The following is a 15044-nucleotide window of genomic DNA, read 5'->3' on the forward strand; positions in this document are numbered from 1 at the left end:
TGAACTTTTACTGTTTTTTAATTACAAAGCCTTCTATCTTTGACAGAAGGCTTTGTAAAAAATAAATTAAAGAGTAATTTCACCGTCTACAATGATGCCGTCCATGTTTAGAATTTCCCCATTAAGTCCTGAAAGATCTGCATTTCCTTTAACCTCAATGTTTGTAATCGACAACGAATCTTTCGGGGTACCAGTTAGTATTAAATCCCCCATAATCACTGCGTTTTCTAGTTTTTCTGCCTCTGTAACGGAAACTTTCACGTTACCTGCATAAACTTTTGGTTCTTCAACAGTCCCAGAGAAATCAGCTGCTGAAACTAGTGTTACTGGTGTTACTGGTGTTACTGGTATTTCCGGAATTCCAGTTCCTTCAAATTCATATACCGCAACTGTTCCTGACATTTCGTGTGTTGCCGCAAGTAATGCGTTGCCTGTTGGGCTTTCAAAAGCTGAGATAAATCTTAAGCCTTCCGGAGCTACATCCCCTGCAACTTCCTCGGAGAAGTCACGGCTTGTAATAAATGTCACAAACTCTGGACTTGATGGATTGGTAAGTTCATAAACCATAATACCGCTGATGCGTTCTAAAGCGATAAATGCATACATCTTGCCATTCATTTCACCAGTTACTACCGATTCCGGTTCTGGACCTTTACTATTACTGCGATCATCTACTTTTACATTGTCATTACTTACGTTGAAGTATTGTTTTAATCTAGGGTCATTTGCAATGATAGATTCGAAATCACTTCCGCTATCAAATGCCAGCTCCATTGTTTTTGCATTAAAGATAGAGAAGCTACGTCCGCCATATCCATAAAGTGCTTCGTATTCTCCAGCTTCATTTTTTCCATCTTCAGTCGTAATTTTATAATCATTTAGTGTCGTGAGGTCAAATGCATCTAGTTCTTCTTGTGTATATCCTGCATAATGCTCTGCTTTCAATTTAACTTTATCAATAATTTTATCTACTTTTTTATCTTCACTAAACCCTTTATAGTCACGTGCATCACCTTCGTTAGGTGTGATGATATACGTTTGAGCTGTATAACCTGTACCTACCGTGAACGTTTCAATTGCATCTGGCATATAGAAGGAAAGTATTGGTTGTTTTTCTAGTTTTACTACTCCATCTTTGAGCGCATCTAGTTCATTACCAGTTTTTGAAAAATCTTTCACGCCAAGTCCTTTAACTTGTAGGATTTCTCCTTTTACAAGATCTACTGTTGCGATTGCGTTGTTTTCTTGTAGGGAAACGTAAGCCGTTTTGCTATCAGCAGACACTGTTACATATTCAGGCTCTAATTGAGCTAAGTACGATTTGCCCTTTCCTTGATAAGACATCCGAACTTTATCGTCTAACATTTCTTCCGTAAATTGTAGTTCTGTATGCGCATAAGTTGCTACATCAATGATTGAAATAGAACCAGCTGGATCAATTAATTCACTTGTTTTCTCCGCATTATCATCTGGTTCTCCTTCATTTGCAACAATTGCTTTTGTCCCATCCGGAGTGAATGTCACCATGTCTGGTAATGCTCCGACTTGAACAGATTTCAAAAACTTCCCGTCTTTCGTTGCAAATATGATGTAGCCTCGTTCTGTTTTTGGATTGCTAACTGCAGAAATTGCGATTAAATCTTTTGTTGGATGGGAAGCAATGCTAGTAGTATCAGCTACACCATCAATGCCAAAACTTGATAATAAAACTCTTGTCGTTTCTGTAATGCCTGTTAATGTGCCCGATTTCAAATTTTCGAATGATACAATGTCAAAACCTTTTACTGCACCATTTGTTACGAATGCTATTTTTAAGTGCGCATCATATGCTAAAATTTCTGTTCCTGTTTCTCCTTGACCGCTGTCATAGCGGGCAACTTGAGAGACTGCTAATTTTTCAGGGTTCGTATTATAAAAGCCCGTGATTGGATCTTTGATTGGTTCTGGTTCTGGTTCTGGCTCTACTACTTGCCCTGCAACGTCTATAATACGACCTTCAATTTCAGTTGGAATGGTTTCTAGTGATATTAATTGTTCTCTTAAGTTTTCCCAATCTGAAAGTCCAAGATCAGTTACACGACCTTGTTCATACGCTTTTTTAAGCACATCATAGCCGTCTCCACCTTTTGCAGTGAACGCGTTTGTTGCTACTGTATATGTCTTAGCGTCTTCGACTGCAGTGTACGTACCATCTGAATTTTGATAGTTAATTGAAACTACACGTTGTCCAGCAGGTTTAGAAGAATCGAACTCTACTTTCGCACCTGATACATGTAAGAAACCACCACTTTCAGCAGGATATGTGCTAACGCTTAGTTCAAATGCTTCTTTTATTTCTGCACCTGTTATCTCCATTGTTGCTAATGTGTTACCAAATGGAAGTACTTTAATAACATCCCCTACTGTGATTGGACCCGCGTCAATATCAGCGCGAATTCCTCCACCATTTTGGAAAGCCATTACGACTTTGTCATTATATTGCTTCGCTTTAATAAGCATGCCATCTGTAATTAAATTACCAAGTATCGTTTCATTTTTCCGTACACTTGGTTTCGTATTATCTCCACCTGTACGAGGACTTTCCAATGCAGTTTCAAGAGTTACACCAATTTCTTCTTTCTCTATTTCTGAAATTTTATCCGCATATTTTTTAAGCATTTCTTTTGCCTCAACATCTTCTGCTTTATCAACCGTTGCAATTAACTTTCCTGCGTGTCCTATTACGACACCATTTTTATCAAATTCAACATCTAAAGTCCCAAGGTAATCTGAATATTGATAGGCTTGTACAATAATTGTTTTATCTTTCACTTTCCCATTTCCATCTTTGTCTACAACTACAGGTTTGTCTAACTGAGTATGACTATGTCCACCCACAATTACGTCAATCCCAGCTACATTTGCAGCTAGTTCTTGGTCATTGTCCATAGCGGCATTATCATCAAAACCAATATGTGTAAGTGCAACGATTTTGTTAACACCCATTGCTTCAAATTCAGCAACCATTTTTTTCGCATCTGCAATATAGTTTGAGAATGTAATTTTCCCTGGACTAGCAATGTCCGCCGTTTCCGCAGTTGTTAGACCAAAGATACCGACTTTTTCACCGTTTATTTCTTTTACAATTCCCGTGTAGATATTGCTGCTTTCAGGAGTTGTTGAAATTTTTGTATTGAACAGCCCATTAAACAATGGATCTTTCGAAAAATCTACGTTCGATGATACAAATGGGAAGTCTGCTGCTTTAATGAAGTCGACCAATGCTTTGTGACCTTCCTTTGATGAACCAAGGTCAAACTCATGGTTACCAAATGTCATAGCATCGACTTTCATTAAATTCATAAATTCTAAGTCTGCTTGTCCTAGGAATTCATTAAAATATAAAGTACCTGAGAAAACATCCCCTGCATTTAATAACAATGCATCCGGTTTAACTGTCCGTACTTCTTTCACTGCTGTAACAAGCCTTGGTGCTTTGTCGGTATTCGCATGTATATCATTTACGTGCATTAAAGAAAGGTTAAACGTTTTTCCATCATAGATGATTGGTGGATTCGGGTTTGGATTCGGGCTAGGGTCCCTATCTGAGCCTGTGTTCCCACCATTAGTACCACCGCTATTGGATCCATCAAAATTCACAATAACATCTTTTAACGTTATTCCCTCTGGTAGGTCAAAACTAGCAACTTTTGTTCTATCTCCTAATGTAATTGTTGTACCTTTAAGTTTAACAATGACTTTTTGGATTTCCCCAATTGTTAAGAGCTTCAAGTCAATTTTGTATTCGACGATAACATTTTTGATAGTGGCTGTTCCATCAATCGACAATGCATTAGGCGTGTTCACTGATAGGTTGTCCACTGACGCGTCAAGCGTTACCTTCGTCGCACCTTTTTCGACAGTCACTTTTGGCAATGTAATTCCCTTATCGGCTTTTAAGTGGACGTTCGATAAAAGAGTGAAGCCTTGGGCTGTTGAATTCCCTTTTACTTCAATTAGTACTTTTTTACTCTTCGACACTTCAACAGTTTGGATGACAGAGTCCGTGAAAACAAAACTTGGTTCTTTCATTTCTACAGCAGCTGTTGAAAACACTTTATTGACTTGGCTTACTGAGGTTTTATCGGTAAGATTTATTCCCCCTAAAACCGTCATTCCATTCGCTTTGAAACTGTTTTCTACCTCTGTCCCTATCTCTAAATTGCCTGCAATCGTTATGTTTTTCAATGAAACATAATCACCATTAACACGTACTGTTCCTGCAAATTTAGATCCTTGTCCATCTAGTACAACATTGTTTATTTCATTGCCATTCGCTGTAAGTTCAATTGAAGCAATTTCAATGAGTACGCCGTCTTTAACTGTATAGTCTAAGACTGCTCCTGAAAGAGCTGCCGAATTGGAAGCATTTAAAACTTCCTTCATGTCTGCGGACATTGCATATGTTCCAGTCGATAGCTTAACGGACTCATTTGTTACACTAACCAGTTTTCCCGTATTTTTGACTGTGGAGTCATTTTGATCAACAAGGGAAGCCGTTTCACTTCGAACGATTAAAGAAGCCATTTGCCCTCTTGTAACGAAAGCATTCGGTTCAAATGTAGTTGGTGTGGTTCCAGTTGTAATTTCATTGGTGATCAAAGCTTGAACATAATCTGCAAACCAGTGTTCAGCTTTCACATCTTTAAATGGGCTATTCGTAAGCTTGGCTTCTTCTAGATTAAATCCGATACTTATCATCTTGGCTATGTGCGCACGTGTCAATGACCCTCCAGGTTTAAATGTCTTATCGTCATACCCTTTTACTATACCTGCTTCAACAAGGGCAGCAATTCCCCCATAATGCGGGTCAGTCAATTTCAAATCTTTGAATCCCGGGTTTTTCACATTTTTTGTGTCTAGTCCAAGTGTTTGCGCTAAAACGCTTGCGATTTGTCCCCGAGTTACTGACTGATTAGGTTTAAAAGTTCCATCGGCAAAACCTTTTACTATACCTCTAGAAGCCAAACTTGTAACACTGTCATAGAAATGATGGCTTTCAATGTTCTTTACATCAGAAAACGTGGGGATTTCCACCTCATTGGCTTTTATATATACTGGTGCACCTACTGCTATCGTTCCAGTTGCTACCGCTAGAGCTAATGACGCCCCGAATACTTTTTGATATGGATTGGTATGCTTCTTCATTTACTGACCTCCTTTAATCGTATGTAATTTGAGGATTGAGTTAATCCTTAAATTAAGGTTACCATTTTAAATCCCTTTAAATGTTAAGTGATTATTAATATTGGGGTGTATTGTTATTTCATTGTAAAAAGTGTTAAATTTATCACATGTGTTGATTAACCAAAAACAACCAGCAAATAACTGAATCAACACTAGGCGCTTCGTGTACAGTATGATTGGAATTGCTTTGGAATTAAACGACCTCTATACGATTACCGAAATGTCTTGATCTGTAGGGATGCGTATAGTTCTTATTCATCCCTCGAGCTCCAAATTCATACGTACACAAAGTGCTAAAGCTTTTCGGGACGAAAGAATAGCTGGGCGAGTTTTTCAAGCCTTTCTTACCTGCTCTTTATGCAAGAAGATGGTTAATCAACAGACGTGTAAATTTATTGAGATTACTATCGGGCTGTCCATTTTATCCGAATTCCTCAATCCTCTCCTTTTCATAAATTTCATCGTATATGACATAATGTCCATAGTTTATCTCTATCTCACATATCCCCATTACAAGCATACAATTCTATTGGTATTATATTAATTTAAATATTAGGACATAATAATAAGTTTTAGTAGTTCACATCCTATAAACTCACATAATATTTTAGGTGATTATGTATTATGGTGTAGGAAAGTTTTTCTGTATTTCAAGCGAGTAATGGATCATAAAGAGTAATCGAGCTTGAAATGGGGACAAATAATTCATATACCTAATTAAACATACAAAAAAATCAGACATTCACCAATTTGTCTGATTTTCATTGTTTTATTATGAAATTGTAGTGTGTTTTCAGAACAGCGTCCCGCACAGCGAAATTTGTTTACCGTACAAGTTTATGTTCTTGGATAAAACCTTTTAAAATATCGCTTAAATTCGGACTACCCACTTCATCTAAATCGTAGTGTACACGTGTGCAAGGTTTATTAATCGAAATAATTCGAGTTAAATCCATCGGTGTTCCAATGATCACTGCATCACAGTCAGCATTATTGATGGTTTCTTCAAGATCTTTCAATTGTTGTTCGCCGTACCCCATCGCTGGAAGGACGTTTTGAATATGTTGATATTTGTTGAACGTTTCTGCTATTGTACCAACTGCAAATGGACGTGCATCAATGATTTCCTTCGCACCTAAACGTTCGGCCGCAACTGTTCCCGCACCAATTTTCATCTCTCCGTGTGTCAATGTCGGGCCATCTTCAACGACTAATACACGTTTACCGATAATAAGTTCTGGGTGATCGACTGTAATCTTTGATTCAGCTTTAATAATGCTACTTTTAGGACTTACGAGTTTAATATTATTTTCCACGATTTGAATGGATTTTGCTGTTGCGCTATCAACTTTATTAATAATGGCAACATCGGCTGTTCTCAAACTAACTTCGCCAGGATAGTATTTCAACTCATGACCTGGGCGATGTGGATCCAAGACAGTAACGGCTAAATCAGGCTTAAAGAAAGAGAAATCATTATTTCCTCCGTCCCATAAAATAACGTCACAACCAGCTGGATCATTTTCGGCTGCTGCTAAAATATCTGCATAATCTACGCCCGCATAAACAATATTTCCGCGTGCCACATGTGGTTCATACTCTTCCATTTCTTCGATCGTACAATTGTGTTTCTTTAAGTCCTCCACCGTTGCAAAGCGCTGAACACGCTGTGCATTTAAATCCCCGTAAGGCATAGGATGTCTAACTGCAATGACTTTTAAATCATGCTCAAGTAACGTTTCAATAATTTTTCGTGACGTTTGACTTTTCCCGGTTCCAGTTCGTACAGCACAAACAGAAATGACGGGTTTATTACTTATTAACTGCGTGCCTTTTGGTCCTAGCAGTGTGAAGTTAGCACCCGCTGCATTCACAATCGCACCTATGCCCATTACATATTCATAACTTACGTCACTATATGCAAACACGCATTCGTCAACTTCCAACTCTTCAATTAACGATGGCAATTGGTCTTCTGAATAAATAGAAATACCTTCTGGATATAGTTCACCAGCTAATTCACTAGGATATTTACGTCCATCGATATCAGGAATTTGTGTTGCCGTAAAAGCAACAACACGATATTCTTCGTTATTACGATAAAACGTATTGAAATTGTGGAAATCCCTTCCTGCAGCGCCTATAATAATTATATTTTTTCTGTTCATAGCATTCACTCCTATAGTTACAACGTTTTTATAATTATATACCTTTATGTATCTTTATACAATTGTAACTTTCGAAAATAGTAAATTAAGTTTTGTGGGTTGTACAAATAGAATTCAATTATTCCTCCTATAGCTAAATGAATTCACTTAATCCCCATCGCTTCGCGGACGACTCCCGCCATAAGCTTGATTGCTGCGCTTGCAGTCTAAAATTTACTGTCTGTACATTAAACAAAGACAAATAACTCATCCGATTAAACAAAAATACAAGATAGTCAGACTGACACCCATAAATCTGATTTAGATTGTATTAGTTTAAAACCATAGTGTATATTCTAAAAATCCCTATGCAACGGTACCTTACATTTAAAGCAATCTCAACTGATGAAATACAATTGCCAAGAGTGATTCCTATTTAGTGAGGATTTACTAGTAGTACAAGAGTGTGATATATAGTGGCAATGGATTTCCCTCTGAAAATTATTGCTCACAAGTATCTGAGAAGGGTACCTGCGCTCGACACAAAAAGGGCTGCATGGAAAAGCCTGAATGCACGCGACTTTTCCATACAGCCCACTTTCTATTTCAACTCTCCTAAAGTATCAAATAAGCAATCGGCGTCACTATAATAAGTGTTAATATAACCCGCACAACCCACAGCATGACGAGCTGAGGAATTGAAATCGGAATCTCTGTCGATACAACACAAGGGATGAATGCTGAGAAAAAGATGATGCCCGAGATAGAGACAACCGCGACGACAAACTTCACGATGAGGACAGATTCCGTCACTAATAATGCAGGTAAGAACATTTCCGCAATCCCAAGTGCACTTGCCTTCGCAATTAGCATCGGTTCCGGTAGCTGTAAGGCTAATGTGAACGGATAAAAGATATATCCTATCCAATCAAATATAGGCGTATATTCCGCTAGCACCAATCCGAGTAAGCCAACCGACAAAATGGATGGAAGAATCGCCATCGCCATAACCAGGCCATCCCTTACATTCACACGAATATTCTCCAGTAAACCTGGCGCATTCGCCACTGTTACTTTCGCTTCGCTCCACGCGGCCGCAAAACGACTTCCCGTAATTTCAGCTTCCGGTTGAGGAGTTGACCCCTCATAATAGGTATCTTTCATTTTGGATAATGGTGGAATTCTTACGGTGATAGCTGTCACTGCAAATGTTACGACGAGTGTCACCCAGAAAAAAGTGTTCCACATTTCCATCAATCCCAATGTTTTAGCGACAATAACCATGAACGTTGCCGAAACGGTTGAGAAGCCAGTCGCTATGATGGCTGCTTCTCTCGCCGTATATTTTCCTTCTTTATAGATACGGTTGGTGATGAGAAGCCCTAACGAATAACTGCCAACAAAAGACGCAACAGCATCAATTGAAGAACGACCCGGTGACTTCCAAATCGGGCGCATAATCGGTTTTGCCAATACACCGACAAATTCGAGGAATCCGTACCCTACTAAAAGGGCGAGGAAGGCTGCACCAATCGGAACGAGTAGTCCCACAGGAATTACGAGTTTATCGAATAGAAAAGGGCCCATATTCGGTTCAAATAACCATGCCGGACCAAACTGAAAGACAAGCATTATCCCGACGATTAACCCAATAATATTGAACAACGAAAAGATGGTGTTAACATTCGACTTCTTCCATTTTCCCGATACAAATGGGTAGATTGCACCCGCTGCAATTATCGCCAGTGCATAATAAGGCAAAGCAGATGTAGCATGTGTTTGAATAAACGTGACGATATGATCTAGCATAATAGAGTTTTTCCCTACTAACGTAATAGGTATAAAAAACATGAAAGCTCCAATAATACTATATACAAAGAACTTCCACATTTGCGGAGCTCTTTGCTCAGCTACTTCTATTTGTCTATTCACCTCTTGATTTGTCGTCATACTTAAACCCCTTCCCTCTTCCCCTTATTCTTCAACGGTGCTGGTTATTTCGACTGACAAACGCGACCAGTGACAAATTGCAACCACCCATAAACCCCAATTTTAACTGTTTCCGAAACTGCGGAATCTTTGCTTGGATCCAAACAGACAAAGTCAATATGCTCAACAGCTTCATGCTTGCCGATCGTAAGCAAAGCATCAAACAGCTCTATCGCCGTCATCCCGCCTGGTGTAGATGCCGGAACGCCTGGCGCAACGGATATATCCAGCACGTCCATGTCTACAGTGACATATACGCAATCTACTTCCGCAGATAATTGTTGAAGTGCTGCTTGAATCGTTTCAATTATGCCCTGCATGCGAGCTTGTTTGAGAGTCACCATTTGAATTCGATGCTCCTTGGCATAGTCAACAAGTGGTTTTGCATTATAATAGCCGTGCAATCCGACATTGATGATATGCTCTCCCTTAACCACGCCGCCCTCAATCAGTTGCCGAATTGGCGTTCCATTCGCCGGACCTATTTCTGCCGGATCCCGTACATCCAGATGCGTATCCAACTGTAAAATTCCGATTGTCCGCTCCGGATGAACATCCTTAATCCCTCGAATGGCGCATGCTGTCGTCGAATGATCTCCGCCAATCATGCAGGTCAACGTATCCGGATAGCTCGCTACAAGAGAAGCCGTTGCTTCTTGAATCCGTTGATGAGATAACGGGATATCCGTCGTATGCATCTCTACATCGCCTGCATCTGCAACTCGAAAAGCACTGAAGTCGATATCTTCATCTAAATTATAAGTGGCGAAGCTTTTCCACAATTTTCGAAACTCATTCGGGTACAAAGAGGCACCCGAGACACTAATCGATGACCTAGAAAGCGGCGAACCATATAGAATGAGATCCGGTTTAGCTTCTCCATCGTTCAGTAGCTGAACCCATTGATGAACATGTGTCACTTCTTGTCCTGCTACATTCCACGACCATTCAGGTGGTTGAAGCCATCTCTGTTTCATTCCCCCACCACCTGCACGCCTTTTTTCCACACAGATTTTACATGATTCACGCCAAAGAAGTACTGGATTTCTTGATAGTTTTTCGCATCCCATAGGACGATATCCGCCTGTTTCCCCACTTCAAGAGAACCCACCTTGTCTTCGCACTTAATGGCGCAAGCTGCGTTATACGTAGCGGCTGTCAGTGCTTCAGCAGGCGTCAGTCGCATAGAAATACAAGCTAAGTTCATAACGAGTGGCATGGACGTTGTTGGAGATGAACCGGGATTGCAGTCCGTAGAAATGGCGACAGCAACGCCTTCATCAATCATTTTCCGCCCGTCTGCTGCTTGCTCACGCAAATACAGCGCGGTTGCAGGAAGCAGGCAAGCAATCGTTCCTGCTTTCGCCATTGCTCGGATTCCTTCATCGGAAGCTTTCAGTAAATGTTCCGCCGAAATGGCACCGACCTTAGCTGCAAGCTCCGCCCCACCGTATGATTCAATTTCATCGGCATGGATTTTTGGAATTAATCCCAAACGTTTACCGGCTTCCAATACGCGTTCTGATTGTTCAGGTGTATAAACGCCTTTTTCACAAAACACATCATTAAAAACAGCAAGCTTTTCTTCGGCAATCACAGGCAACATTTCATTTATGATTACATCGACAAATTCGTCTTCCCGCCCTTTGTATTCAACCGGAACGGCATGCGCCCCCATAAAGGTCGGCACAATATCGATGGCATGCGTTTCCTGCAAGGTCTTCATCACACGGAGTTGCTTTAACTCCGTCTCCAAATCCATTCCATAACCGCTTTTCCCTTCGACTGTCGTAACCCCGTGTTCAAGGAACAAATCGAGGCGTCGAGTCGTTTGTTCGATTAATTCCGCTTCCGATGCAGCGCGCGTCATCCTTGTTGTCGCATGGATGCCGCCGCCCGCATTCATAATATCCATATAGGTCGAACCTTCTAAACGCATCTCGAATTCACGTTCACGACTGCCTCCATAAGCAACATGCGTATGGGGGTCCACTAACCCAGGAGTCACTAGATGGCCCGTAGCGTCTACAATTTCCGCCTCAAGTAAACGGTCTGCATAGCGCTTTTCAAGTTCGATTGTTGATCCAACCGCTTGAATAATTCCGTTTTCTATCCATAAACTGCCGTCTTCTAGTATGCCAAGTTCGGACATCGCTTCTTTTGAGCGAGGTCCTTTCTCGGCGGAAGTGAGCGTCGCTAGCTGAGCTGTATGTTTAATAAATAGCGGTTTTGTCATTGTGGATCATTTCCTTTCGCAAGCATTGGAATATTAACGCCTTTTTCACGAGCCGTTCGTTCAGCAATTTCATAGCCCGCATCCGCATGGCGTGCAATGCCCATTCCTGGGTCAGTCGTCAATACGCGCTCAAGTCGAATTTCTGCTTCTTTCGTTCCATCTGCCACAATAACCATTCCTGAATGAATTGAATAGCCCATGCCGACACCACCACCGTGATGCAATGAAACCCATGTTGCGCCGCCCACTGCATTGATCATGGCATTTAAAATCGGCCAATCCGCAACGACATCTGATCCGTCTTTCATCGCTTCTGTTTCACGGTTCGGAGAAGCAACAGATCCAGAATCCAGATGGTCACGACCGATGACGATTGGTGCACTTAATTCACCGCTTGCCACCATATCATTAATAATTTTCCCGAAGCGCGCGCGTTCCCCGTAACCAAACCAGCAAATACGGGCTGGTAGTCCTTGGAATTCGATTTTGTCCTGTGCCATGCGAATCCAATTGCAAAGGTGTTCGTTATAGCTAAACTCTCGTAAAATCGCTTCATCTAATTTATAAATATCTTCCGGATCACCTGATAACGCAACCCAACGGAAAGGACCTTTCCCTTCGCAAAATTGCGGACGGATGTAAGCCGGAACAAACCCTGGGAAATCGAATGCATTTTCTACGCCTTCATCTTTCGCGACTTGGCGAATGTTATTGCCATAGTCAAATGTGATTGCCCCTTTGTCCATCAAATCTAGCATTGCCTGAACATGTACAGCCATTGACGTTTTTGACAGTTTCACATATGCTTCCGGATCATTAGTACGAAGGACTTCAGCATCTTGCAGTGACATGTTGGTAGGTATGTAACCGTTTAATGGATCATGTGCGGACGTTTGGTCTGTTAGTACATCGGGTGTGAAATTGCGTGCAATCATTTCAGGTAAAATTTCAGAAGCGTTGCCAATTAAGCCAATGGATAATGCTTTTCCTTCTTTTTTAGCTTCTTCGGCCAGACGGATGGCTTCATCCAATGAATCCGTTTTCACATCTGTATAACGCGTTTCAATACGGCGATCGATTCGTGTCTCATCCACTTCGATGCCGATACAAACGCCACCCGCCATCGTCACTGCAAGCGGTTGTGCGCCGCCCATGCCGCCAAGTCCTGCTGTTACAGTAATTGTTCCTTGTAGACTGCCATTGAAATGCTTTTTCGCAAGCTCTATAAATGTTTCGTATGTTCCTTGCACAATTCCTTGTGAACCGATGTAAATCCAGCTTCCCGCTGTCATTTGCCCGTACATCATTAACCCTTTTTTATCGAGTTCATGAAACGTCTCCCAGTTTGCATACGCCGGAACAATGTTTGAATTCGCAATGAGAACGCGAGGTGCATCGGTATGTGATTTAAAGACAGCGACCGGTTTACCCGATTGAACAAGTAACGTTTCATCATTTTCCAGTTCTTTAAGCGATCTTACAATCGCATCAAAGCTCTCCCAATTCCGAGCGGCTTTCCCGATTCCACCATAAACAACTAATTTATCAGGATGCTCTGCCACTTCCGGGTCCAAGTTATTCATCAACATACGAAGGGCCGCTTCTTGCTGCCAGCCTTTTGTATTCAATTCTGTTCCTCTATAACGAATTACTTTTTGTTCTGCAATCGCTTTCATAAATAATTCCTCCCCTTTGTTAGTAACTTCATTATAAACGGAAAGTTCAGATACCACTTTATAATCTAATGCTATTTTTATGTTTCATTTGCACTTAATTACCGAATTTCAACCATTTTATAATTAATCGCACAAAAAAACATCCTCTTTCACAAATAGGAAGGAGGATGTTCATCGATTCAGCCCATACGGTACGCAAAAGGCGTGCTGTTTTCAAATTGTTTGAACTTCGTAGTAAAGTAACTTTGATGTGAATAACCGACTAAACGGGAAATTTCTTCAATAGAAAGCTCCGTCTCCTGAAGCAGTCGTTTCGCTTCTTCTATTCGGACGTGGTGCAACACAATACGGAAAGACTGATCGGACTCTGCCGCAAACCGTCGACTCAATGTGCTTTTGTTAATGCGTAATGATTCTGCACAATTCGTCAATCCCCACTGCGCGTCCCAATAATTCGCTTCTATCAAGACCTTTGTCTTCTCAACGAGGGATTGCTCGCCTTCCCGTATATACAAGTTAACGGTTTCATCCGATATGAGACGGATTGTGAAAGCAAGCAATTCCTGCACCACTTCATAAATGATCGGACTTTGGAGTATTTGTTGGAAAACTGCATAATAAGCAGCTTCCCAATCATCCGTTTGCAGTTTATATGATTTCATATAACGCCGGATTTGCGCAAGAACACTTGTCAGGCGAACACGGACCATTTCCGGATCGGGATATGGTCTTTTATAGGTAAGGAATTCTTTTTCAGCCCAGTCGCGGATTCCTTTCGCATCCCGTTTCTCCAACATCTCAATCCACTCCCGCTGTTCAAGCGGCGTGAGGAAGGGATCCATCGGCGACCAATGGACTTGCTCGTTATCCGACAAAATAATGTCATAGCCTTCGAAAAATATCTCTTCCGTCCGTTTTTTCGTTTGAACATACGTTTCTTTAATTGACTGGGGTGATGAGAGCTCATGACAAATAATGGCCAGTGGTTCTCCCGCTTGCTCCTTCCATTGTACGAGAAACGTACGGTATTCCTCTTGGAAATAGTCTCGATCCTTCACGTCATGGACACAAAGGATAAACTCAGTCAAAGCAAAAAACTGATGCGTTTTTGTAAACGGGAACCGTTGCAATGCATCGTAGATTAAAGGCAGTGCCCCCGATTTTTTTGGTAGAAAAGCAGCCATCGCAATCGGTTCTGCATGCATCCGTTCTAAAAAGAACAAATCCGCATAGTCAATTGGTGCAACAGTCTTTTCAACGCTTAGCCTGATTGCGTTCTCACGCTGCTTATTTCTTAGCTGATAGCGAACTTGCTGGACTTGTTTAATTAAATTCGTTGGAGAAAATGGACGGAACAACACATCCTCTGCATGAAAGCGTAGACCGCGATAGGCTGTTTGAAAAATTCGTTCGGAGGAGATTCCGATCCAGCAAATAGTAACTTTTTGCAACAATTCCTCAATGCCTTCGTTTTCATGGGTCCAGGCATCCATATCCAATAACAGCAAATCCGGCGGGTCGTTTTCAAATTGATGGACATACGCTTCCAACGTACTAAAAGTCGTCATGACCGCACCAGACAAATGGGTTTCAATAATCCATCGAATCCCTTCCGCTTCCAGTCTGTCCTTTGCTACCAAATGGACTTTCAAACTCATCACATCACTTTTACAGGTAATTTATATTTCCAAAATCGAGTATAGAAAATGAGTGACAGGTATCTGCGCGCCACATAATGACGACAATTCACAAGCACCTGAAATTTAGTGG

7 protein-coding genes are annotated in these 15044 nt (G+C 41.1%); all 7 read right to left on the minus strand.

Translation table 11 applies throughout. From position 1 onward, the window contains the following. Nucleotides 1-66: 66 nt before the first annotated feature. Nucleotides 67-5187: a choice-of-anchor I family protein gene (locus AZE41_RS22370; RefSeq protein WP_082786715.1), complete on the minus strand. Its 5121-nt coding sequence runs from the start codon at nt 5185-5187 to the stop codon at nt 67-69. Nucleotides 5188-6050: 863 nt separating this feature from the next. Further along, complete coding sequence (locus tag AZE41_RS18610) at nt 6051-7394, minus strand: cyclic 2,3-diphosphoglycerate synthase (protein WP_067212682.1); 1344 nt, start codon at nt 7392-7394, stop codon at nt 6051-6053. A 594-nt stretch (nt 7395-7988) separates the two neighbouring features. Further along, nucleotides 7989-9263: a YjiH family protein gene (locus tag AZE41_RS18615; protein ID WP_067214056.1), complete on the minus strand. Its 1275-nt coding sequence runs from the start codon at nt 9261-9263 to the stop codon at nt 7989-7991. Between the two features lie 104 nt (nt 9264-9367). Beyond that, a complete protein-coding gene (locus AZE41_RS18620) occupies nt 9368-10339 on the minus strand; it encodes an agmatinase family protein (RefSeq protein ID WP_067212684.1) in 972 nt (323 codons plus the stop codon). Then, nucleotides 10336-11598 carry an imidazolonepropionase gene (gene hutI, locus AZE41_RS18625; protein WP_067212687.1) on the minus strand — a complete coding sequence of 421 codons (1263 nt, stop codon included), beginning with the start codon at nt 11596-11598 and terminating at the stop codon, nt 10336-10338. Before hutI ends, AZE41_RS18620 begins: the two co-directional genes overlap by 4 nt. Next, nucleotides 11595-13274 (minus strand): urocanate hydratase, encoded by a 1680-nt coding sequence (hutU, locus tag AZE41_RS18630; RefSeq protein WP_067212690.1) that lies wholly within the window; start codon nt 13272-13274, stop codon nt 11595-11597. The genes hutI and hutU overlap by 4 nt, the downstream gene beginning before the upstream one ends. A gap of 179 nt (nt 13275-13453) precedes the next feature. Further along, nucleotides 13454-14932, minus strand: coding sequence for a response regulator transcription factor (locus AZE41_RS18635; RefSeq protein ID WP_231885717.1), 1479 nt, complete (start codon nt 14930-14932; stop codon nt 13454-13456). Between the last annotated feature and the right edge of the window lie 112 nt (nt 14933-15044).

The sequence above is a fragment of the Sporosarcina psychrophila genome (assembly GCF_001590685.1).
Lineage (GTDB): Bacteria > Bacillota > Bacilli > Bacillales_A > Planococcaceae > Sporosarcina > Sporosarcina psychrophila.

Excerpts from the sequence above, each read along its gene's own strand:
- AZE41_RS22370 (WP_082786715.1), bottom strand. The coding sequence starts at position 5,187 with ATGAAGAAGCATACCAATCCATATCAAAAAGTATTCGGGGCGTCATTA.
- AZE41_RS18610 (WP_067212682.1), bottom strand. The coding sequence starts at position 7,394 with ATGAACAGAAAAAATATAATTATTATAGGCGCTGCAGGAAGGGATTTC.
- AZE41_RS18615 (WP_067214056.1), bottom strand. The coding sequence starts at position 9,263 with ATGTGGAAGTTCTTTGTATATAGTATTATTGGAGCTTTCATGTTTTTT.
- AZE41_RS18620 (WP_067212684.1), bottom strand. The coding sequence starts at position 10,339 with ATGAAACAGAGATGGCTTCAACCACCTGAATGGTCGTGGAATGTAGCA.
- hutI (WP_067212687.1), bottom strand. The coding sequence starts at position 11,598 with ATGACAAAACCGCTATTTATTAAACATACAGCTCAGCTAGCGACGCTC.
- hutU (WP_067212690.1), bottom strand. The coding sequence starts at position 13,274 with ATGAAAGCGATTGCAGAACAAAAAGTAATTCGTTATAGAGGAACAGAA.
- AZE41_RS18635 (WP_231885717.1), bottom strand. The coding sequence starts at position 14,932 with ATGAGTTTGAAAGTCCATTTGGTAGCAAAGGACAGACTGGAAGCGGAA.